Here is a 20,090-nt window from a genome sequence, read left to right as displayed (position 1 = left end):
TCCGGCTTCGCGGTCTCCGGCGACACCCTCGCCTCGCCGATGCAGGGCACCATCGTCAAGGTCGCCGTCGAGGACGGCCAGGAGGTCGCCGAGGGCGATCTCATCGTGGTCCTGGAGGCGATGAAGATGGAGCAGCCCCTGAACGCGCACCGCGCGGGCACCGTCAAGGACCTCGCCGCCGAGGTCGGCGCCTCCGTCTCCTCCGGCGCCGTCATCTGCGAGATCAAGGACTGAACTCCTGCAGCCCGGCCCGTCCCGGACGCGGCGGCCCCTGCGGGCCGCCGCACCGGGCCCCGGACCGCCACACCGACTACCGGTTCACCGGTTCTGGAGACCTCATGAGCACCGAGACAGCCGAACCCGCCATCGCCGCCGCTGCTCTCCCTGATCCGGCCCTCCCTGATCCTGCCGGCCCCGGACCGGCCGGTCCGGCGGGACCGGGTGAGCAGCAGGAGCAGTACCCCGTCGTCCCCGACGTCCGCGTCCGGGACATCGTGCTGGATGCCGAGGGGGTCGCGCTGTCGGCCCTGATCGCCACTCCGCCGCCGGGGATTCCGCCGCGCGCCACCGTCTTCGCCGTCCACGGCGGAGGCATGCGCGCCGGCTACTTCGACGCCCGCGTCCACCCCGGGCAGTCGCTGCTCACGCTGGGGGCGAGCCTCGGCTTCACGGTCGTGGCGGTCGACCGCCCGGGTTACGGCCTGTCCGCCGAGCGCTTCCCCACAGGTGCCACGCCGGCCGAGCAGTCGGGTCTGCTGCACGCGGCGCTCGCCCGGTACGCGCGCGGCCACGACACCGGCGCGGGCATGTTCCTCCTCGCGCACTCCTACGGCGGCAAACTGGCCCTGCACGCTCTGGCCGACGACCGCGGCGCCGCATTCCTGGGAGCGGACATCTCCGGGATCAGCCACCGCTATGCCGTCGACATCCAGGATCCGCAGGCCTTCCACAGCCGCAGGACCTGGAGCCGGCACTGGGGGCGCCTGGACCTCTACCCGCCGGGTGCCTTCCGTGCGGTCAAGCCCCTGGTGACGCCGATGCCGCTGCGCGAAGCGGCCGAAGCCCTGCGCTGGGGCGAGGAGTTCCCCGGGCTGGCCGCCCGGGTCCGTGTTCCCGTGCGCTTCACCTTCGCCGAACACGAGGGCTGGTGGCGTCATGACGAGGAGACGATCGACTCGATGCGCAGGGCCTTCCCGGCCGGCGCGCGGGTCCTCTTCGACCGTCAGCCGGCCGCCGGACACAACATCAGCCTCGGCTGGGCGGCTCGCTCGTATCACCTGCGCGCACTGGCCTTCTTCGAGGACTGCCTGCTGCCGCGTACGACCTGACGGGTGGTCAGTAGGGGATGGTGGGCAGGGGGATGCCGGCAGGGGTCGGGCGGCAGGGTCTGGGCCTCCGGAGGAGATCAAGATAGGTTAGCCTCACCTAAGTCGATTGGGGAGGTCGTCCCATGACGTCGAGCACCACGGCCGAGCCGCCGTCCGTCGCACCGTCACCGCTCGCAGGCCGCAGAGCGGGCGACGGATGGATACGCATCGCCGGGCTCTCGGGGGTGCTGGCCTCTATCGCCTGGCTCGCCGGGGACATCCTCCTGCTGGGCAAACCCATGGGGACCGCCGACCACTACCCCCTGCTGGACGCGTACGACGGCACGGCCCGGGACTCGCTGGCGGCCATGCTGCCCGCCTCCACGACGCGGCTGGCCTGGGGAGCACTGCTCGGCGTCCTCACCGGTCCGCTCTATCTGGTGGCGTGCCGGCACCTGCGGTACGGCCTGCGCCCCGCCCCGCGCCGGTGGTCCCTGCCGCCGTACCTGCTGCTGACCGCGGGCTTCGCCCTGGCCCCGTTCGCCCACGGCTCCTTCTACTACTGGGGGCAGGCCGCCAAGGCGGTCCACGAGTCCGGCGCCCGTTCCGAGGCCCTCACCGCACTGCCGGGCGACATCGCCACGGTGCTGTTGATCCCCTACGTGGTGCTCCTGGCCTGCTGGGCGGCCGGGTCCGTGTGGATGGCCGCCTGCATCCTGCGCGGGGGGACGGCCTTCCCCCGGTGGATGTGCGTGGCGAACCCCCTGATCTTCATCCCCGTCGGCATGCTCCTGACCAAGGCGCTGCCGGGAGCCGCGGGAACCGCGGTGCAGGGCGCGGCGCTCAGCGTTGGGAACCTGCTGCTCTTCACCCTCTCGACCGCCGTCCTGTGGAAGCGCCGGGGGTGACCGGCGCCGAGGCCGGGGGCGGGTATCGCCTCAGGGCCTGTGCGCCGTCTCCGCCCGCTTCTTCAAGGCCTTGTTGAGGGACTCGAAGTCCGTGACGGTGGCCGTGATGCTCCGGCGCAGGAACGGCACCAGCAGGCCGGTGAACTTCTCGCTCTGCACGACCCGGGTGCCGCCCCCGTCCAGATCCGTGAGGACGAAGCGGTGCTCGCCGCTGAAGAGGCCGGGCAGCACGGTCCGGCCGAGCCAGCGCAGCTCCTCGGCCGGGGCGGCGGCCTTGACCTTCGGGCGGAAGGTCATCGGCCGCCGGCCGGTGGGGAACACCCTCAGCTTCAGCCGCCGGCCGGGGGCGGCCGTTCCCGAGGCGTGCCGGATGAAGGGATTCCACTCCTCGTAGCGCGGCAGGTCCGTCAGGACCTCCCAGACCCGCTCGGGTGTGGCGGCGATGTCGATCACGGTGGCTATCTCCCGCACCGGCGTCTCCCTTGCTCCGTGCCGCAGGTATCTCCCACAAGGCTCAGTATTGGCCGGAACGGGGCCGTCGGCCTGCCCGGACCGGCGGGGCCGGGGCGCCGCGCCGGGCCGTCGCCAGGCTGTCGCCGGGCCGTCGCGCATCTGGAGCAGCCGCTGTTACCGGCCGCGGCCACCGGGCACACCTGCAGCAGCCGGGCCCCCTCCCGCACCAGGGTCCGGGGTTCCGGCGCGGCCGTGCGGACGAGAGGGCGATGGACGCATGATCACGATGGGGGTGGAGGAGGAGTACCTGCTCCTGGACCCCGTCACGGCGCTGCCGGTGCCACTGGCGGGTGAAGTGCGTGCCGCGTCCGGCATGCAGGCGATGACCGAGGCGCGGGAGGTCCAGACCGAACTGCTGCAGGCCCAGTTGGAGGCTGCCACTCCGGTCTGCACCGGCCTGGCCGAGGTCGGCGGACACCTGCTGCGGCTGCGGCGTGCGATCGGCACGGCCGCGCAGAAGGCGGGGTGCCGGCTCGTGGCCTGCGGCACGGCGCCGCTGGCCGGGGGAGCGCCGGTCCCGGTCACCGAAGGGGAGCGGTACCAGGCGCTCCAGGCGCAGGGGGCGCGCCTGGTCGACGAGCAGCTCGTCAACGGCATGCACGTGCACGTGGGGGTGCCGGACCGCGCGCAGGCGGTGGGGGCGCTGAACCGGTTGCGGCCCTGGCTGCCGGTGCTGGTGGCCATGGGGGCGAACTCCCCGCTGTGGCGGGGCAGGGACACCGGGTTCGCCAGCTGGCGGACGGTGGTCTTCGGCCGCTGGCCGGTCAGCGGCCCGCCGCCGCTGTTCGAGGGGCCCGGCGACTACGACCGGCGCGTCGGCGCCCTGCTCGGAGCCGGGGCGATCCTGGACACGGGGCAGCTCTACTGGCAGGCGCGGGTCTCCGAGCGCTACCCCACCCTCGAAGTGCGGGCCCTGGACGTACAGCTCACCGTCGAGGACGCGGTCCTCTTCGCCGGGATCGTCCGCGCCCTGGTGGCCACGGCCCTGCGCGAGGAGCGGGAGGGCGTGCCGCTCGTGCCGTGCCCGCCGGAAATGCTGCACGCGGCCAACTGGCACGCCGCCCGGTACGGGCTGCACCGCGGCCTGATCGACGCCCACGGCCGGCGCCGCGGGCCCGGCGAGGCGGTCGGCGGCCTCCTCGCGCACATCGCTCCCGCCCTGGACGAGGCCGGGGACACGCGCGAGGTCAACCGCCTGCTGAGGCTCTTCCTCGGCCGCGGCGGACCGGCCGACCGCCAGCGCCGCGCTCTGGCCTCCGGCGGGCTGGCGGCGCTGGTCGCCCTGGCGGCCACGGAGAACACGGAGCCCTAGGCCGCACCGGAAGGCCCCGTCCCGCCGTGTGTTGACTTCTCCACCACCCTGTGTCAGACAGACAGGGATGACGTGTCCACGTCAGTCTTTCCGTCCTCGCCCCCGGACCGGCCGGCCGACGCCGTGCCGGACGGAAGGAGCACGGCGATGATCATCCCGAACACACCCGCGAAGTCTTCCCGGTCTTCCCGGTCTTTCCGTTCTTCTCGGCCTTCCCGCAGGCGGACGGCGGCGGCCGCGGCCCTGGCCGCCGTACTGGCAGGAGCGGGCGCCGTGCTGGGCGCCCCGCCCGCCGCTGCCGCCGAAGCCGTGACCGTCGCGTACACCTGCACCGGGCCGGGCGCCCCCAGCGGCGTCCAGTCCCTCCTCGTCACCGTGACCGCCCCCGCCGCCGTGCCCCGGGGCTCGGCCGCCGACCTGTCCGTCGAGGTCACCACCGCCCTGAACGTCCCCGTCGACGTACCGGCCCGTGCCGCGACGGGGGAGATGGCGTTCCGGCTGGGCGGCGCCGGCTCCGGGTCGGTCACGGCCACCGGGTTCACCAACACCGCGGCGATACCCGCCGGCTCGCCCGTCACGCTCACCGGCGGCGCCGCCTCGGCCCGCCTCGACGCCGCCGGAGCCACGACCTTCACGCCCGGCGCGGCCACCGTGCACGTCTTCGGCGTCACCGTCGCCTGCGAGGTCTCCGGGACCGCCCCGGTGGCCGCCACCGTCGACGTCACCTGACGGTCAGGCCCGGGTGAGGGCGGTCGCCCCGAACGAGACGTCGAAGCGGTCGCACCAGATGCTGACGCTGGTGTAGCGGTTCAGGTCCACGCCCGCGGGCAGGGCGTAGTTCTGGTCGCCCTTGTTCCCCTTGAGCGAGCCCAGGCTGACGTGCGCGCCGTCGTCGAAGACGTGCCAGCCGTCGCGCCCGGGCTTCACGGGGGCGTCGCTGACCAGGACCTTGAGGTCGGGGCCGTTGCTGGTGTCGAGGTTCTCCAGGCGCAGGGTGCGCGTCCCGTCGGGCAGCTGGAGGATGCGCACCGTCCCGCTGGTGCGGTGCTCGTGGCTGATCAGCTCGCCGGTGGCCAGCGTCCGCACGCCACCGGCGCCCTCCGGCCGCCCGGTCCCGGTGGCCGCCGGGACGGACTCCCGCACCGTCTCGTCCACCCACAGCTTCCACGGCTGGAACCACACCAGGCCCGCGGCCAGCGCGAGAGCCCCCGCGATCAGCAATCCGATGACGGCCGGCTTGCGCAGCACCCGTCGTACACGTCCCATCTCTGCCTCCGAAAAGCCGGCGTGTCCACTCACTCCTTACGACGGTTTCCAGCCGCCCTCTGCTCCCGAAAACTGATGACGAAAGTCTTACGCCGCCCGCCGGAAGTTGGTTCGTTTGGTGGCGCTGGAGTGGCTTGGATGTGGCATTTCTGCTGATCTGTAATGGTCCCCGAGGCTGCAGGCGGTAGGAGAACACCCATGGACATCGGCGACCTGACCGACGAGATCCTCCGCGATCTGCGGGGACCGCGTGCCTACCCGGCGGTGTCGCTGCTCGTGCCGACGACCCGGCGCGACCCCTTCAGCCCCGAGGATCCGGTCCGGCTGCGGAACACCGTCGCGGAGGCCAAGCGCCGGCTGGCCGACGACGCGGGCGTCTCCCGCGCCGCCCGGATGGACGTCGAGTCGCACCTGGACGCCGCCGTCGCCGAAGTGGACCTGACGCACGCCAGCGACGGGCTGCTCATCCTCGTGGCCCCCGGCGAGCACCACGTCTGGTACGTGCCGCGTGCGGTGCCCCAGCGCGTGGTGATCGCCAAGACGTTCCTCACCCGCAACCTCGTGTCCGCCGTCCGCGTGGAGGAGCCCTACTGGGCCCTCGCCCTCTCCAAGGGCGAGGCCCGGCTGTGGGACGGCGCCGGCGACACCCTCACCGAGGCCACCGCGAACGGCTTCCCCGTGCAGCCCGCCCTGCCCGACCACCAGGACGCCATGCCGGGCCGGCACTTCGACATGCCCGTCCGGGAGGAGGGCCACGTCGAGCGCGAGCGGCAGTACCTGCGGACGGTCGCCGCCGCCCTCGCCCGCGTCCTCGAACAGCACCCCCGCCCGCTGTACGTGGTGGGCCTGCGCGAGCTCACCTCGCACTTCAGGGAGGCGCTCCCCAACCGGGTGATCACCGCCGAGGTCGAGAGCGGCGGAGCCCCCGGCAAGAGGGGCCACGACCTCCTGGAACTGCTCCGCCCAGCCTTCGACGAGCGTCGCCAGGCCCGGCGGGACGACGTGCTGCAGCGGCTGAGCGACGCGCGCGGTTCACGCCGCTTCACCTCGGGTCTCGACGAGATCTGGCAGACCGTGCGGCAGGGCCGGGTGGCCCTCCTCGCGGTCGAGGACCACTACCAGGCGACCGTCCGCACGGACGGCAACGGCGGGCATCCCCAGCTGGTGGAAGCCCCCGTCGAGCCCCTCAGCGCGGACCCCTCCCTCCACGAGGACGCCGTGGACGAGATCGTGGAGAGCGCGCTCGACAGCGGCGCGGACGTCGAGTTCCTCCCGGACGACACGCTCGCCGGGGAGGACCGCCTCGCCGCGGTCCTGCGCTACTGAGCCGCGGAGCGGCCCGGCCGCGGCTCCCCGGAGACCCGGGGCCCGCGGAACTCCAGCGCGGAGACGTGCTCGCGGGTGCCCGAACCCAGGAGCACCAGGGACGCGGCCTCCGCGACCTCCGCCGGCACCGCTGCGCCGCCCTCGGCGCGCCCGGGCGCGGCGTCCAGGGCGCCCAGCAGCTTGCGGAGACCCCGGTCGTGCCGGGCGAAGACGCGCTCGCGGACCCGGCGGCCCCGCGCCCGCTGCCCTTCCAGCGCCTGCGCCGCCCCCACGTCCAGCAGCACCAGGTGCAGCTCGTGGCCGCGGAGCCCGGCTTCACGGGCCAGCCAGCGCCGCATCCAGGGGCGGCTGCCGCAGTCGTGCACCAGAACGGGTCGCCCGCTGCGTACCGCCGCACGGATCCGGAAGAAGTGCTCCAGACGGGCACAGGGACGGTAGAGCGCGTACGGCAACCGGTCGGGCATACGTGCCTCCCACCTCTCGTGGGCGGTGCGCGGGTCGACGGCGGGAGCCGCGGGCGACCAGCGCCGCAGCAGCGTGCTCTTGCCGCTGCCGGGCAGCCCCGACACCACGACGACCGAACCCGCCGGGTAGGACAGCACCGCCGGGGCCCGGCTGCCCGGGGCCCGCAGGTCGACCAGGCCCTCGGGACGCAGCCGGGCGACGGGCGCGGGCGGGAATGCGGATGCAGGCGGGGATACGGGGGCGGGCACGGCCCCCCGGCGTATCCCCGAAGGATCCGCCGCCGCGCTGTCTGTGGTTCCGGTCCGGCTCACGGTCTGTCGTCCCCTGCCCATTGCCTGCTGTGTCCGCAGCTCGAACGTACCGCCGATCGGGTGGTACGCGGCCCCGGCGGCCAGAAGCTGGGGCAGTCCTTCAGACGCCGCCGCGCCCCCCGCCGGTTCACCGGAGGCCCCTACCGGTTCACCGGGGGGACGGCGGCGGGGCGGCGGCGGGGCGGCGTGGGGTGCGGCGGCCGTGCGGGACGGAGGCGGTCACCGGGCGGAGCCCGGGGCCGGGCCGAGGGGAAGGACCCGGCCCCGGGCCGGCCGGGGGCCGGTCAGCGGGCGGTCGCCGCGGTGATCAAGGACCGGTCGTGGTGGCGGCTGATGTTCTTCTCCAGCAGCGCCAGGCACTCGGCGACGCCGATGCTGGAGGCGGTGTGCTCGGGCAGCCGTCCGTCCCGGGCCCTGAGCTCCGTCAGCGCCCGGTCCATCGCCGACTGCGCGGCGAAGAGGCAGGGGGTGCTGTAGATCGCCACGTCGACGCCGAGGCCGGTGAGCTCCGGCAGTGACAGCCGGGGCGACTTGCCGCCCGCGATCTGGTTGAACAGCAGCGGCTTGTCGCCGATGACGTCGCGGACCTTGCGGATCCAGTCGACGCTGCGGACGCCGTCGACGAGCAGGACGTCCGCGTCGGTGGCGGCCAGGGCCTTGGCGCGGCGCAGGATCTCGTCCTCCTCCGTGGCGTCGGTACGGGCGACGACGACGAGGTCGCGGCGGGAGTCGAGGACCATGTCGAGCTTGTCCAGGTACTCCTGCAGGGGAAGGATCTGCTTGCCGTCGACGTGACCGCAGCGCCGCGGCCGCTGCTGGTCCTCCAGGATCACGCCCGAGGCGCCGGCGGCCTCCAGCTGCTGGACGGCGTGGCAGGCGGTCTCGGGGTCGACGTAACCGTCGTCGATGTCGACGAGCAGGTGCTGGGCGGGGAAGGCGAGGCGCAGCCGCTGCACGAAGGCGACGATGTCGGGCCAGGCTATGAAGCCTATGTCGGGCAGCCCGTAGTGGGAGGCGGCGAATCCGAATCCGGAGACGAACATGCCGTCGTAGTGCTGGGCCGCCACGGAGGCGGAGAACATGTCGAAAATGCCGATGAGCGGGGTGGTGCCGTCCGAGGCGATGGCGTCGCGTAGCCGGGCAGGGTGGTTCACGGTACCCTCCGAGGACTGGGTTGGCGTGTGTTGGCCCCGTTGCGGCTGCTGTCTTTGACGGAAGCCCGCAGCGGCAACGGGAACGTGCGCTGACCGGAGGCCCTGGGAGCGCGCCGTCGCATGGCGCGCCCCCAGGGCCTTTTTGCTGTGGATCCCTGGGCGTACGGCTGCTGTTGATGTGCCGTCAGGTGCCATCGGGAGATTAGGTCAAGAGATAGTCATGCGGCAATATATGCAAGGTAAAGGCGCGTGGGCGGCGATGCATTCACGCCGACCGCACGCGCCCCCGGGGGCCTTGCGGCCCGCCCCCGGCTGAGGGCGCCCCGCAGCTGAACCAGTCCTTCCGTCCCCGGTGTTGCCCGTTCGCATATGCCGGTGGATCGGCCGGATCTCGTGGGTCGCCCCTCGTCCCTCGCCCCTCGCCCCGGGCCTTCGCCGGGCCGCCGCCGGGGTTACTGCTTGGTGAGGTTCCTGGCCTCGGCGCGGCCCTTGAGCTCAAGCTGCTCGGCGAGGTCGCGGAGCGCGCGGGCTCCGGCGATCTCCTCGCCGATGCGGGGCTCGTTCGGGTCCTGCGGGTCGCGGGTGGAGGAGGTGCGCGCCCGGAGCTCGGTGCCGTCGCGCAGCCGGAGGAGGGCGGCGGCCCGGGTGTGGGATTCGTCCTCGTCGAATTCGATTTCTACGTGCCAGCCGGCGACCTGCATGAGTGGACACCTCCGCCGTTCGAGCTTCTGGGGCGGCCAATGTAAGTCGCCGCCGTGCCGCCGCCGCGTCCCGCGCGCCCGGGCGCTCCGAGGTCCACCCGTCCGGCTGCCCGGCCGTCCCCGTGTCGGCTCCCTCCGCATTCCTCCCGCTTCTGTCCGGGCCGGGCGCCCGCCCCTGCTCCGTGTAACCAGCACGTTTTGCCTGGGGCAAGTAACGCAAGATCATGGGCGTGTGGCCTTGATCACATCGGTCAGGGGTGTGGCGCGAAAACGGTCATGTACCGCCGTGCCATTCGTGCCGCGCGAATCCCTTTGTGTGTCTGGGAAATGCCCGTCCTGCGCTCTCTGACCAGCGCAGACCGAGCGCTTACCGGCGGAAATATCAATTCCCTGTGAACTCTTGACGCCGCCCTTACACGCCTCACACCATTCACGGCATGGAGTCCAACGACAGCCGGCCGAGCACCGAGGCGCAGCAGCGCCCCGGCGCCATGCCGTGCCACGGGGCGCACACGCCCCACGGCAGGCCGGCCCGTCACGCGACGACACCCGGCCGGCGGCGGCCCTTAGAGGGCTGACCTCCCCGCGCCACCCGCAGCGCCCAGGGCGACGGAAGCACCGTCCTCCCCGGGTCCTGCACCCCCCACGCCCGCACCTACCGGCCTGCCCTCCGGCAGACCCCTCCCCGGGGCTGCCCACAGGCGGCCGGAGGCACTCCGGCCACAGGCCGGCGGGCATCGCTTCACCCCTCGGAGAAGACCGGCGTCGCCAGCCGGCCCTCCGGGTAACCGGGCCGCTCCCCCTCAGAGCACCACCGCGACCCGGTCCTGCCCCTCTCCAGCGAAGGCGAAGAACCACATGAGTGACCGCACCCTCACTGCGGCCGAACCCCAGTCCGCCGCCACGGCGGCGACGGCCTCCACACACGTGGACGCCGGCGATGCCGGGTACAGCAAGGACCTCAAGTCCCGCCACGTCAACATGATCGCCATTGGTGGAGCGATCGGCACCGGCCTTTTCCTCGGTGCCGGTGGCCGTCTCCACAGCGCCGGTCCGTCCCTCTTCATCGCCTACGCGGTGTGCGGCCTCTTCGCCTTCTTCGTCGTGCGTGCGCTCGGCGAGCTCGTGCTCTACCGCCCCTCCTCCGGAGCCTTCGTCTCCTACGCCCGTGAGTTCATGGGCGAGAAGGGCGCCTTCACCGCCGGCTGGCTCTACTTCCTGAACTGGGCCACCACCGGCATCGCGGACATCACCGCCGTGGCCACCTACACGCACTACTGGGGAATGTTCAGCGACATCCCGCAGTGGGTCCTCGCGCTGATCGCCCTCGCGGTCGTGCTCACCGTGAACCTGATCTCGGTGAAGTACTTCGGCGAGATGGAGTTCTGGTTCGCGATCATCAAGGTCGCCGCGATCACCCTCTTCATGGTCGTCGGCATCTTCCTGCTGGCCAGCCAGCACAGCGTCGGCGACTCGACCCCGGGCCTGGCGAACATCACCGACCACGGCGGCATCTTCCCGACCGGCGTCATGCCGATGCTGCTCGTCATCCAGGGCGTCGTCTTCGCCTACGCCTCCGTCGAGCTGTGCGGTGTGGCCGCGGGTGAGACCAAGAACCCCGAGAAGATCATGCCGAAGGCGATCAACTCGATCATGTGGCGTGTCGGTCTCTTCTACGTCGGCTCGGTCGTCCTCCTCGCCCTGCTGCTCCCGTTCACCGAGTACGTCGCCGGCGAGAGCCCGTTCGTCACCGTCCTGTCGAAGATCGGCGTGCCGTACGCGGCCGGCGTGATGAACCTCGTGGTCCTCACCGCGGCCCTCTCCAGCCTGAACTCGGGTCTGTACTCCACCGGCCGCATCCTGCGCTCGATGGCGATGTCGGGCTCGGCGCCGAAGTTCACCGGCCTGATGAACAAGGGCCAGGTGCCCTACGGCGGCATCCTGCTCACCGCGTTCTTCTGCGTCCTCGGTGTCGGCCTGAACTTCGTCGTCCCCGCCGACGCCTTCGAGATCGTGCTGAACTTCGCCGCGATCGGCATCATCGGCACCTGGGGCATGATCATGGTCTGCTCCCTGCTGTTCTACCGCCGCTCCAAGGACGGCCGGGTCACCCGCCCCGGCTACAAGCTCCCCTGGGCCCCGTACACCCAGATCGTCACCCTGGTCTTCCTGGCCGGTGTGCTCGGCCTGATGGCGTCCGAGCCCGGCGCCGGCCGCACCACGGTGCTGTGCCTGCCGATCATCATCGCGATGCTGGTCGGCGGCTGGTTCCTCGTCCGCGGCCGGGTCGCGGAGACCGAGCGCGCCAACGAGCTCGCCCGTGCGGAGGCCGGTCAGTCCTGACCGGTTGAAGCCGAGCCGGTCCCGACCGGCTGAGAACGACGAGAGGCGCCCGACCCGGGAGACCGGGGCGGGCGCCTCTTCGTGTGCCCTACCGTCCGCTGCCTGCCTGCCTGCCTGCCTGCCTGCCTGCCTGCCTGCCTGCCTGCCTGCCTGCTGCCGACCGGCCGCCTAGGGCTTCGCCGAGTCCACGCCCGGCCGCCCGGCGCGCCACAGCCCCCGTGTGAAGTCCGGGATCTCCTGCGGCGCGCCCTTCGCCCTGATGGAGGCGTGGCTCAGCGGCACCGGCGCGCTCCACGTGGCCGCGTCGTAGACGTCGAAGTCGGGCACCAGTCCCTGCCGCATGCACTGCATGAGCCGGAAGATCATGATGTAGTCCATGCCGCCGTGCCCGCCCGGCGGGTTCGCGTGCTCCTTCCACAGCCAGTGGTCCCACTCCGCGTACGTCCCGAAGTCGCCCCACTCGTCCCCGGACATCTCCGGCTCCAGGTAGATCCGCGGCGGGTAGTCCTCGAAGGCCCCCTTCGTGCCGCCCAGCGCGTTCACGCGGCTGTAGGGGTGGGGGTTGCTGACCGCGTGCTCCAGGCGGATCACGCGCCCCCGGGCCGTCTGCACGAGGCTGACCGACATGTCGCTGCCGACGTACGTCTCCTTCCAGCTCGCGTCGCCGGGCGGCATGTGCTGCGCGCGGTAGGCGGCCAGGCCCGCGGCGGGGGAGCCGAACGTCGTGATCCGCACGGCCCGGTCCCCGCGGTTGACGTCCATGTAATTGGCGACCGGCGCGAAGCCGTGCGTGGGGTAGACGTCCCCTCTCAGCCGGGTGTGCCACAGCCGCCGCCACGGCCCCTCGTAGTACGTCGGCGAGAACATCAGCTCCCGCAGGTCGTGGATGTAGGCCCCCGCCCCGTGCAGGAGCTCGCCGAACTTCCCCGCGTGCGCCATCCGCAGCACGCGCATCTCGTTCCGGCCGTAGCAGCAGTTCTCCAGCTGTATGCAGTGCCGCCGCGTCCGCTCGGACAGGTCCACCAGGCGCCACAGCTGATCGAGCTCCATGGCGGCCGGACACTCCACCCCGACGTGCTTGCCCGCGGTCAGGGCCGCCTCGGCCATCGGGAAGTGCCACTCCCACGGCGTGGCCACGTACACGAAGTCGACGTCGCCGCGCCCGCACAGCTGCCGGAAGTCGTCCTCGCCCTTGGTGTAGAGCGCGGGCGCCGGCTGACCGGCCGACCGGACCTTGGCCGCGACCTTCTCCGCCTTGGCCCGTACCGTGTCGCACAGCGCCACCACCCGTACCCCGGGCACCGCCAGGAACAGCTCCGTCATCGCACTGCCGCGGTTCCCCAGCCCGACGATCCCGACCCGCACCGTGCCGCGCCGCTCGAACGGCACTCCGATCATGGTCGCGCCCTGGCGCCGCGGCACCGCCGCGGCGGCGGGGGAGGCCGCCGCCGCGGCCGCCCCGAGGCCCAGGCCCGCACCGGCGCTCGCCGCGCCCGCGGACTTCAGGATGAGGCGGCGGCTGACGTCCGGTGTCTGCTGCCGGCCCTCGACGGAGGCGTGGGGGCTGGGATCCCCGGAGCGGTCGACGCGATCGAGGTGATCCAGGTGATCGGGGTGCCTGGGGTTCTGCGGGGCTGACTCGTGCATCGGTCCTCCTGGACACAAGGGGCTGATGTGAGTTGCGGCGCGTACGTGAACCTCTCTGACTTCGGTTAGTGACCCTGACGGGTGTGGTGCGTGCTACGCAAGAGGGCTCGCACGACGAGATGCAGCCGGACAGCCGGACGGCCGGAGGAGCTCCGGAACGCGATGCCTAAGGTGGTGGCATGGGTAACGTGTTCGACGGGGCGGGGGACAGCCTCTCCATGTCCAACGGCGGGACGGCTGTCTTCGTCGAGGTGCTGTGGCTGGCGGTATCGGAGCTGGCGAGCCGCCCTTGGGACTTCCGCTTCGCCTCGCTGCTGGCTCTGCAGGACCAGAACGTGATGGGGCGGGGCGCGGTCGGCTTCGACCTGGCGGACATCGACTGGGGGGACACCCCGTCCGAGCGGGCCGAGGCCAAGGACTTCGTGCTGCGGGTCGTCGACCTCGCACTGCAGCGGCACCGCTGGGACGAGCTGGGATACGAGCCGCCCTACGCGCCCACGTACCTGGAGCACTTCCGGGCCATGGTGGGGGCCTTCGTCCCCGCCCCGCTCCCCGCCGGGGCCGCAGGCGACGTCTTCCCCGGCCCGGCCATGGCCGTGACGGCCTCCTGCGTGCCCCACCGGGTCCTCAACGCACTGCCGCACTGGGACGGCTGCATCTTCTGCACGACGGGAAGCGTGTTTCCGCCCTCACCCCAGGCGGCAGCGAACGGGTGAGGGCGGCTGGTCACCGGAGGGCGATACGGCTGGAAGCCTCCCTGGGGAGCTTTTCGTTGACGAAGGAGACGGTGTCGCCGAGGGGGCTGTCCTCGACGTTGGCGAGATGGGTGACATTGGAGAGACGGTGCATCAGCGGCCGGGGACTGATCCCACGCCCACCGCCGCCACCACCACCGGCCGCCTCGGCGGTGCCGGATGCGGCGACGGCGCCGCACACCAGAAGGGTCGATCCCACAGCAATACGCGTCACGATGCGGTTCTTCATGCTTTGCCAAACGACACATGGGATCAATCGACACGCATTGCGGCATTGACTCCTCTAAGACACATCAGACACATGAAACGCATTATGGATAAAGGGTGGTTGATGCCTCCCGGCCGCAGGCCCGATCCCGCTCGTGAGGCCGTCGGCCAGGGGGGCGGCAAGATCATTGGGAAACCCGGTCCGGCGCGGCCGGAAACAGCCCCCGAGGGGCCTTCTCCGGGCCTGCGCACGGCCGTTCGACCCCCTCCGTGGGTGGCACCCTTCCCCTCCGTCCCCGCCCCCCTCACGCGACCGGCTGCGTCTTTCCCGAAGCGCCTCTGACCTGGGCTTTCATGGCATTCCCGCCTACGATCAAGGCAACGGGAAAGGGGGTCCGGATGGACCGGAACATCCGCACGGTGGACGACGTCCTGAGGCTGCTGGACGGCCTGTTCGCACCGGAGGCCGACCGCTGGACGGCCGGCGCGGCGTCCTGGTGGGACGGCTTCTACGGGGACCGCTCCAGGCCGGTGCCGTTCTTCGTGGACAAGCCCGACGAGAGCCTGGTCTCGTATCTCGACAGCGGCCTGATCGCCCCGGGCCGCGCCCTCGACCTGGGCTGCGGCCCGGGCCGCAACGCGATCCACCTCGCCTCGCGGGGCTTCGAGGTCGACGCCGTCGACCTCTCCCCGGCGGCGATCACCTGGGCGGAGGACCGCGCACGGGAGGCCGGGGCCGAGGTCCGCTTCCGGTGCGGCGACGCCTTCGCCCTCGTCGGCGGGGAAGCCGGCGGGGAACTCGACGGCCGGTACGACCTGATCTACGACTCCGGCTGCTTCCACCACCTGCCGCCGCACCGCCGGATCAGCTACCTCGCCCTCCTCGACCGCGCCCTTGCGCCCGGCGGCCGGTTCGCCCTCACCTGCTTCGCGGCCGGCGAGATGGGCTCCGAGATCCCCGACGCGGACTTCTACCGCCGGGCCCGCCTCCACGGCGGCCTCGCGTACTCGCCCGAGTCGCTGCGCCGGATCTTCTGCGACCTCGAGGAGGTCGACCTGCGCCGTATGCGCGACGAACCGTCCGAGTCGTCCTCATTCGGCGAAGCCTTCCTCTGGACGGCGCTCTTCCGTCGTGCGGCGTGACGCGGCATGACGCAGAGTGCCGGGCAGTGAACATCTGCCGTCGTAGCTGCAGAAATAGCCCGGTGGGGGCCCGAATTTTTCACCCGATGGTGGTGCGGAAAAAATTTTCTGCCCACCCGGCGGCGGTTCCGTGCTACTGTCTTTTCAGTTGCAGTTGTGGTTCCCAAAGACTTGCAAGTGTGTCCGATCGGCCTCCAGTCGACGGGAGCACTTATTTGTATTTCCGGCTTTTCTTTTCCGGACGGGCAATCATCTCGGCGATGCGGGGCCCGCGCAGTGCAGTCCCCGGGTAACGCCCCGAAGGAGATTTGTTATGGCTACCGGTACCGTGAAGTGGTTCAATTCGGAAAAGGGCTTCGGCTTCATCGAGCAGGACGGCGGCGGCGCCGACGTCTTCGCCCACTACTCGAACATCGCCACTCAGGGCTTCCGTGAGCTTCAGGAAGGCCAGAAGGTGACCTTCGACGTCACGCAGGGCCAGAAGGGCCCGCAGGCGGAGAACATCCTTCCCGCCTGACGCCCGTGCCTGACGCCCGGCGTCTGACGCGTTGACGTGGCCGGGGCCCGCACTTTGGGTGCGGGCCCCGGCTCGTTGCGTTTCCGGGCAGTTTTTCTGCAGTGGTCCCGGCCCGGGCCGGCCCCGCCGTTCCGTGGCTCGCTTTTCTTCGGCTCGTGTGCCGGTGATGTGATTCCCGGACGCGGCCCGCACCGCAAAGAATTTCTCGATATGCGCTGCGCCGAGGAATAAGGTTCTGTGCTGTCCGGTGTTTTCCGCCGGCACCGAACGATCCCCCGGCCGGCAGCCCTGCCCCGGATCCCTCCCACCCCGTTGAGGCACTATGCGCTGCGTCATTGCCCGCTTCCCCTTCGACTTCGTCAAGAGCGAGGTCGAACAGATGATGAAGGGCATCGCGCCCGAGCCCGTCGACGGTGCGTGCGTGGTCATCGGCCGCCGCACCTACCCCGTCAAGCAGGTGGGGCAGGTGATCACCAAGCAGGACCGGCGTGATTTCACCGCCGGTGAAGTGACCCGGGCGCTGACGCGCCTCGGCTTCACCTGTCACCCCACAGCCCCCGCCCCGGCCCGCACGTCGCTTCAGGCGACGTCACCGCTGCCCCTGCCCGGGAGCCTGCCGCAGCTCTGAGGGCCGCCTCACCGCCCCGTCGGCCCTGCCGGGAGTCGCGCGAAGCCGCCCTCTCCCGGCAGGCCCGGTCACACCCTGTCCACGATCCCCACCTTCCCCTCGGAGCGGGCGCAATGGGCACCGCAGTACCAGTGGCCGTCCGCCTCCACCCCCTGGCCGACGATCGGGACCCTGCAGTGTTCGCAGATGGGCGCCATGCGGTGGATGGCGCACGCGAACGAATCGAACGCGTGACGTGAACCGTCCTGGGTCTCCACGAAGAACGCCAGGTCGTAGTCGTTTCCGCATACCTCGCAACGTGCCATGGGCCGCATGGTCCGGAGCGGGGAGGGCCGGGGCAAGGCTATGACGGGCGGGTCGGCGCGGCTGTACCCGACCGGCGGAACCGCGCGGGCCCGCAGAGGGAACGGAAAGAGCCCGCAGAGAACAGTAAGGGCCCGGCCGGACGGCCGGGCCCTTCCCGTAGGGGCACGTGGCCTGCCGCCGTTCGGTGGGCAAGTGCCGGGTACCGGGCCGGTCATGGGCGGGTGTCAGGTGCCTGTGCTGTGCGGGAAAAGGGGTTTCTGCGGTGGTGGAGCAGCCTGTTAGGTTGGCTTGTTCTGTTCGGCCATAGAGGGGAAATTCGTGCGTAAGGTGGCACAAACCGTGGGCGCGGCGCTGATTGCAGCAGTGCTGATGACGGGTTGCGGCAGCGGATCGGACGGCGAGGGCGGGAAGGACGCCGCCAAGGCCGGCGACAAGTCCACGGCGAAGCCCTCGGCGAGCGGTTCCCGGAAGCCCGGGGAGGACGGCACCGGGAAGCCGGAGCAGGGTGACGCCGAGAAGCCGTCCCAGGGTGGTGGCGAAGCCGACCTGGACGGCATATGGAACCAGCAGAAGGGCTACGACATCGTCCGAGTGACGATTTTCGGGGACCGCGGCATCTCCGACTCCGACAAGGGCGTGTGCAGCGGCCCCGCGCAACGCTCCGGCACGACAGTGAAGTTCGACCTGAAGTGCCCCAGCCCCGGCAACCCGCGCACCAAGGGCACCGCGACCCTGGTGGACGGCGGCAAGACCCTGTCGGTCAGCTGGGAGGGAGGCCTGACGGAGACGTTCACCAAGGACCCGGTCAAGGTCGAGATGCCCAAGATCGACGTGCCCAAGATCGACGTTCCGTAGCGGTCCGGGCGGGCGGATCGCCGCCGGCGCCCGCCGTCAGCGCTCCGCCCCCAGCCGCGTGACGAGGTCGTGCCAGGCGGCCTCCAGACGGTCGAGCGGCATGCCGCGCTCGACGCCCAGGTGGTGGACGAGGGCGGTGTCGAGGCAGCCCAGCAGCGTGTGCGCGAGGAGCTCGGCGTCGCCTTCCACGCCCGCCTCGCGCAGCAGCATGGCGATGTGGGCGACGCGCAGGCCGTACGCCGGGACGCCGTAGGTGCGCAGGGGATCGGCCCGGGTGGCCAGGATCAGCTCGTGGTGGTCGTGCTCGTGGCGGATGACGGCCGGCCCGAAGGCGTGCAGGCGCTGCGCCGCGGGGGCGCCGGGGCCCAGGGGCGGGGGGCCGGAGAGGAAGGCGGCCTGGAGCTTCTGCTCGCGGTGGTCCAGGAGGGCCAGCAGCAGTCCGGTGCGGTCGCCGAAGCGCCGGAAGACGGTGCCTTTGCCGACTCCGGCGGCCGAGGCCACCGCTTCCATGGTCAGGTTCGCGGCTCCGCGCTCGACCAGCAGGAGGGACGCCGCCTCCAGCAGCCGGGTGCGGTTGCGTGCCGCGTCGGCCCGGAGCTGTTGCTGCGGGGGCTCGCCGACCGGGAGGAGGGTGAGGTCCTTCCGGCCGTCCTGGGCGCCGGGCGGCAGCGGGGAGGGGGGAACGGGGCCGGTCATGGGTCCAGCGTAACGTCTCGCCGAAATAACTGGACCGCGGTCCGGATAAGTGGCACAATCTTAAAACAGGACCACGGTCCGGTTTGCTTCCGTCATCATTTTCCTGGAGTTCCTCATGTCTGTTCGCATCCTTGCGCTCGTCGGCAGCCTCCGCGCCGGGTCCCACAACCGCCGGCTCGCCGAGGCCGCGGTCAAGCTCGCCCCCGAGGGCGCCGAGGTCGAGATCTACGAGGGCCTGGCCGACGTGCCTTTCTACAACGAGGACCTCGACGCCGAAGGAGTCGTCCCGGAGGCCGCCGCCCGCCTGCGCGAGGCGGCCGCCTCGGCCGACGCCTTCCTGCTGTTCACCCCCGAGTACAACGGCACCATCCCCGCCGTGCTGAAGAACGCCATCGACTGGATCTCGCGCCCGTACGGCGTGGGCGCCATCGTCGGCAAGCGGGTCGCCGTGGCGGGTACCGCCGCCGGGCAGTACGGCGGTGTCTGGGCGCAGGACGAGACCCGCAAGGCCGCGGGCATCGCCGGCGGCAAGGTGCTGGAGGACGTCAAGCTGGCGGTCCCCGGCTCCACGACGCGTTTCGCCGAGACCCACCCGATCGACGACGCCGAGGTCGCCACCGCGCTGACCGAGGTCATCCGGACCCTGGCCGACGTCCCCGCCGCGGCCTGAACCGCGGTGGGCGGGGTCAGCGCTTCGGGTGCCTGACCCAGCCCTTCTTGACCAGCTGGTCGCAGTGCCACTTGCTGTGACGCGCGCTCTCCCCGCGCTGCTTGGCCGCCTTGATGCAGTCCTCGTACGAGAACGGCGGCTTGGCGGAGACCGCGTGCACGGCGGAGGGCGGCGGTGGTGCGGTGCGGGCGGCCGCCGCCGGTGCGGCCGCCCATGCGCCGGCCATGACGGCCGCGGCCAGCACGAATTTCATCCGACGCACAACGTCCTCCGCTTCTCGCTCTCCTGCTGATTCCGTGCCAGAGGCACTTGTCATCAACCAACGAGAGCACCGGCCGAGGGAAACGCTTCTCCGCCGCCATTCACCCTGAGGCCCGAGCCCGAGCCCGAGGCCTGATCATGGGCCCCGGGCCCTGGGCCTCAAGGAGGCCCCGGTCGGGCCGGGCCGCCCGTCCTGCATCCCCCGTCGGACGGCCCGGCGGCTCTGACGGCCGCGCCTCAGACCTTGTGGTAGGCGCGGGCCTCGATCGTGTGCGGCTTACCGCTCAGGGAGATCCGCATGTAGTGCTTCTGGTTGGGCGAGGCGCGGAAGGTGTCCACGTTCATCCAGTCGCCCGTGCAGTAGCCCCAGCCGCCCTTGGCGATGACCTTCTTGTCACTGCTGCGCACGATGTCGATCTTGAGCTTGGTGCCGTCGCCGCCGTTCCAACAGCGGGCGTGCGCGCCGAGCGCGTTGCTGCGCGGCACGAAGTCGCCGGTCGCCCAGTACTTGGTGGGGGAGTGGCTGTACGGGCCCCAGATCCGCTTCCAGCTCGCCTGGACGCCGTGGCCGACACTGGTGTCGAGGTCGGCGGTCTGCGTGACGACGCTCCGCGCGGCCGGCTCCGCCTGGGCCGAGGGGGCGGTCACCGCCAGCCCCGCCCCGAGGGCCACCGTTGCCGTTGCGACCGCAAGGCTCTTGCCTGCCTTCATGGCTTCCTCCCGTTGAACGTGCTCTCCGTAGGAGTTGGGGAGTGCGGTACCTCGGGCCTCAAGTCCGCGGCTGAAACCGGCTGTTCTG

General features: G+C 71.6%; 24 protein-coding genes. 13 read left to right on the top strand and 11 right to left on the bottom strand.

The annotated features are described in order from the left end of the window. The 3 genes from NQU55_RS33470 to NQU55_RS33460 all read left to right on the top strand — a co-directional run. The coding region (locus NQU55_RS33470; RefSeq protein WP_168096825.1) for an acyl-CoA carboxylase biotin carboxyl carrier protein subunit at positions 1-234 on the top strand (234 nt) is incomplete at its 5' end. A 104-nt stretch (positions 235-338) separates the two neighbouring features. Continuing rightward, a complete protein-coding gene (locus tag NQU55_RS33465) occupies positions 339-1,328 on the top strand; it encodes an alpha/beta hydrolase family protein (RefSeq protein WP_168096826.1) in 990 nt (329 codons plus the stop codon). 122 nt (positions 1,329-1,450) lie between these two features. Next, positions 1,451-2,215, top strand: coding sequence for a DUF6796 family protein (locus NQU55_RS33460; RefSeq protein ID WP_256791715.1), 765 nt, complete (start codon positions 1,451-1,453; stop codon positions 2,213-2,215). 30 nt (positions 2,216-2,245) lie between these two features. Here NQU55_RS33460 and NQU55_RS33455 read toward each other — a convergent pair whose 3' ends face one another. Then, positions 2,246-2,686 (bottom strand): SRPBCC family protein, encoded by a 441-nt coding sequence (locus tag NQU55_RS33455; protein ID WP_168093566.1) that lies wholly within the window; start codon positions 2,684-2,686, stop codon positions 2,246-2,248. Positions 2,687-2,945: 259 nt separating this feature from the next. Here NQU55_RS33455 and NQU55_RS33450 point away from each other — a divergent pair, with 259 nt between their 5' ends. Beyond that, on the top strand, positions 2,946-4,040 hold the full coding sequence (locus NQU55_RS33450) for a carboxylate-amine ligase (RefSeq protein ID WP_168093565.1): 1,095 nt from the start codon (positions 2,946-2,948) through the stop codon (positions 4,038-4,040). 273 nt (positions 4,041-4,313) lie between these two features. Further along, on the top strand, positions 4,314-4,769 hold the full coding sequence (locus tag NQU55_RS33445; protein WP_168093564.1) for a hypothetical protein: 456 nt from the start codon (positions 4,314-4,316) through the stop codon (positions 4,767-4,769). A 3-nt stretch (positions 4,770-4,772) separates the two neighbouring features. Here the strand turns inward: NQU55_RS33445 and NQU55_RS33440 are convergent, their stop codons facing one another. Then, the gene (locus NQU55_RS33440; RefSeq protein WP_168093563.1) at positions 4,773-5,306 is read right to left on the bottom strand and encodes a DM13 domain-containing protein; all 534 of its coding nucleotides are present in this window, start codon (positions 5,304-5,306) and stop codon (positions 4,773-4,775) included. A gap of 198 nt (positions 5,307-5,504) precedes the next feature. Between NQU55_RS33440 and NQU55_RS33435 the strand changes: the two genes are divergently transcribed. Continuing rightward, on the top strand, positions 5,505-6,632 hold the full coding sequence (locus NQU55_RS33435; RefSeq protein ID WP_168093562.1) for a baeRF3 domain-containing protein: 1,128 nt from the start codon (positions 5,505-5,507) through the stop codon (positions 6,630-6,632). On the opposite strand, the gene NQU55_RS33430 is transcribed toward NQU55_RS33435, so the two are convergent. The 3 genes from NQU55_RS33430 to NQU55_RS33420 all read right to left on the bottom strand — a co-directional run bounded on the left by NQU55_RS33430 (position 6,626) and on the right by NQU55_RS33420 (position 9,263). Next, positions 6,626-7,345, bottom strand: coding sequence for an AAA family ATPase (locus tag NQU55_RS33430; RefSeq protein WP_256791714.1), 720 nt, complete (start codon positions 7,343-7,345; stop codon positions 6,626-6,628). The two genes, NQU55_RS33435 and NQU55_RS33430, sit on opposite strands and share 7 nt — an antisense overlap. 347 nt (positions 7,346-7,692) lie before the next feature. Continuing rightward, positions 7,693-8,562, bottom strand: a complete 870-nt coding sequence (locus NQU55_RS33425) for an isocitrate lyase/PEP mutase family protein (protein ID WP_168093560.1) — start codon at positions 8,560-8,562, stop codon at positions 7,693-7,695. A gap of 452 nt (positions 8,563-9,014) precedes the next feature. Further along, positions 9,015-9,263: a DUF1876 domain-containing protein gene (locus tag NQU55_RS33420; protein ID WP_058043407.1), complete on the bottom strand. Its 249-nt coding sequence runs from the start codon at positions 9,261-9,263 to the stop codon at positions 9,015-9,017. A gap of 858 nt (positions 9,264-10,121) precedes the next feature. On the opposite strand from NQU55_RS33420, the gene NQU55_RS33415 reads away from it, so the two are divergent. Continuing rightward, a complete protein-coding gene (locus NQU55_RS33415) occupies positions 10,122-11,606 on the top strand; it encodes an amino acid permease (RefSeq protein WP_168093559.1) in 1,485 nt (494 codons plus the stop codon). Positions 11,607-11,774: 168 nt separating this feature from the next. Here the strand turns inward: NQU55_RS33415 and NQU55_RS33410 are convergent, their stop codons facing one another. Continuing rightward, positions 11,775-13,253, bottom strand: coding sequence for a Gfo/Idh/MocA family protein (locus NQU55_RS33410; protein WP_168093558.1), 1,479 nt, complete (start codon positions 13,251-13,253; stop codon positions 11,775-11,777). Between the two features lie 179 nt (positions 13,254-13,432). On the opposite strand from NQU55_RS33410, the gene NQU55_RS33405 reads away from it, so the two are divergent. Then, complete coding sequence (locus NQU55_RS33405; RefSeq protein ID WP_168093557.1) at positions 13,433-13,969, top strand: hypothetical protein; 537 nt, start codon at positions 13,433-13,435, stop codon at positions 13,967-13,969. A 10-nt stretch (positions 13,970-13,979) separates the two neighbouring features. On the opposite strand, the gene NQU55_RS33400 is transcribed toward NQU55_RS33405, so the two are convergent. Continuing rightward, positions 13,980-14,237 carry a hypothetical protein gene (locus tag NQU55_RS33400; protein WP_168093556.1) on the bottom strand — a complete coding sequence of 86 codons (258 nt, stop codon included), beginning with the start codon at positions 14,235-14,237 and terminating at the stop codon, positions 13,980-13,982. A 377-nt stretch (positions 14,238-14,614) separates the two neighbouring features. On the opposite strand from NQU55_RS33400, the gene NQU55_RS33395 reads away from it, so the two are divergent. The 3 genes from NQU55_RS33395 to NQU55_RS33385 all read left to right on the top strand — a co-directional run bounded on the left by NQU55_RS33395 (position 14,615) and on the right by NQU55_RS33385 (position 16,503). Next, the gene (locus NQU55_RS33395) at positions 14,615-15,358 is read left to right on the top strand and encodes a class I SAM-dependent methyltransferase (RefSeq protein ID WP_168093555.1); all 744 of its coding nucleotides are present in this window, start codon (positions 14,615-14,617) and stop codon (positions 15,356-15,358) included. A gap of 313 nt (positions 15,359-15,671) precedes the next feature. Further along, complete coding sequence (locus tag NQU55_RS33390) at positions 15,672-15,875, top strand: cold-shock protein (protein WP_042152846.1); 204 nt, start codon at positions 15,672-15,674, stop codon at positions 15,873-15,875. Between the two features lie 322 nt (positions 15,876-16,197). After that, a complete protein-coding gene (locus NQU55_RS33385) occupies positions 16,198-16,503 on the top strand; it encodes an SCO5918 family protein (RefSeq protein WP_168093978.1) in 306 nt (101 codons plus the stop codon). A gap of 68 nt (positions 16,504-16,571) precedes the next feature. Here the strand turns inward: NQU55_RS33385 and NQU55_RS33380 are convergent, their stop codons facing one another. Next, complete coding sequence (locus NQU55_RS33380; protein WP_168093979.1) at positions 16,572-16,808, bottom strand: metallothionein; 237 nt, start codon at positions 16,806-16,808, stop codon at positions 16,572-16,574. 340 nt (positions 16,809-17,148) lie between these two features. On the opposite strand from NQU55_RS33380, the gene NQU55_RS33375 reads away from it, so the two are divergent. Then, complete coding sequence (locus tag NQU55_RS33375) at positions 17,149-17,664, top strand: hypothetical protein (protein ID WP_168093980.1); 516 nt, start codon at positions 17,149-17,151, stop codon at positions 17,662-17,664. Positions 17,665-17,700: 36 nt separating this feature from the next. Here the strand turns inward: NQU55_RS33375 and NQU55_RS33370 are convergent, their stop codons facing one another. Further along, entirely contained in the window at positions 17,701-18,360 is a 660-nt protein-coding gene (locus NQU55_RS33370; RefSeq protein WP_168093981.1) for a TetR/AcrR family transcriptional regulator, read from the bottom strand. 115 nt (positions 18,361-18,475) lie between these two features. Between NQU55_RS33370 and NQU55_RS33365 the strand changes: the two genes are divergently transcribed. Next, on the top strand, positions 18,476-19,030 hold the full coding sequence (locus tag NQU55_RS33365; RefSeq protein ID WP_168093982.1) for an NAD(P)H-dependent oxidoreductase: 555 nt from the start codon (positions 18,476-18,478) through the stop codon (positions 19,028-19,030). 16 nt (positions 19,031-19,046) lie between these two features. Here NQU55_RS33365 and NQU55_RS33360 read toward each other — a convergent pair whose 3' ends face one another. After that, entirely contained in the window at positions 19,047-19,283 is a 237-nt protein-coding gene (locus NQU55_RS33360) for a hypothetical protein (protein WP_168093983.1), read from the bottom strand. A gap of 245 nt (positions 19,284-19,528) precedes the next feature. Continuing rightward, positions 19,529-20,002, bottom strand: a complete 474-nt coding sequence (locus NQU55_RS33355; protein ID WP_256791713.1) for a hypothetical protein — start codon at positions 20,000-20,002, stop codon at positions 19,529-19,531. Positions 20,003-20,090 lie beyond the last annotated feature (88 nt).

It is taken from the genome of Streptomyces telluris, from assembly GCF_024519335.1.
In the GTDB taxonomy this organism is placed as follows: domain Bacteria; phylum Actinomycetota; class Actinomycetes; order Streptomycetales; family Streptomycetaceae; genus Streptomyces; species Streptomyces telluris.
Note: the sequence above shows the minus strand (reverse complement) of the source record. Positions and strands in the feature narration are given on the sequence as shown.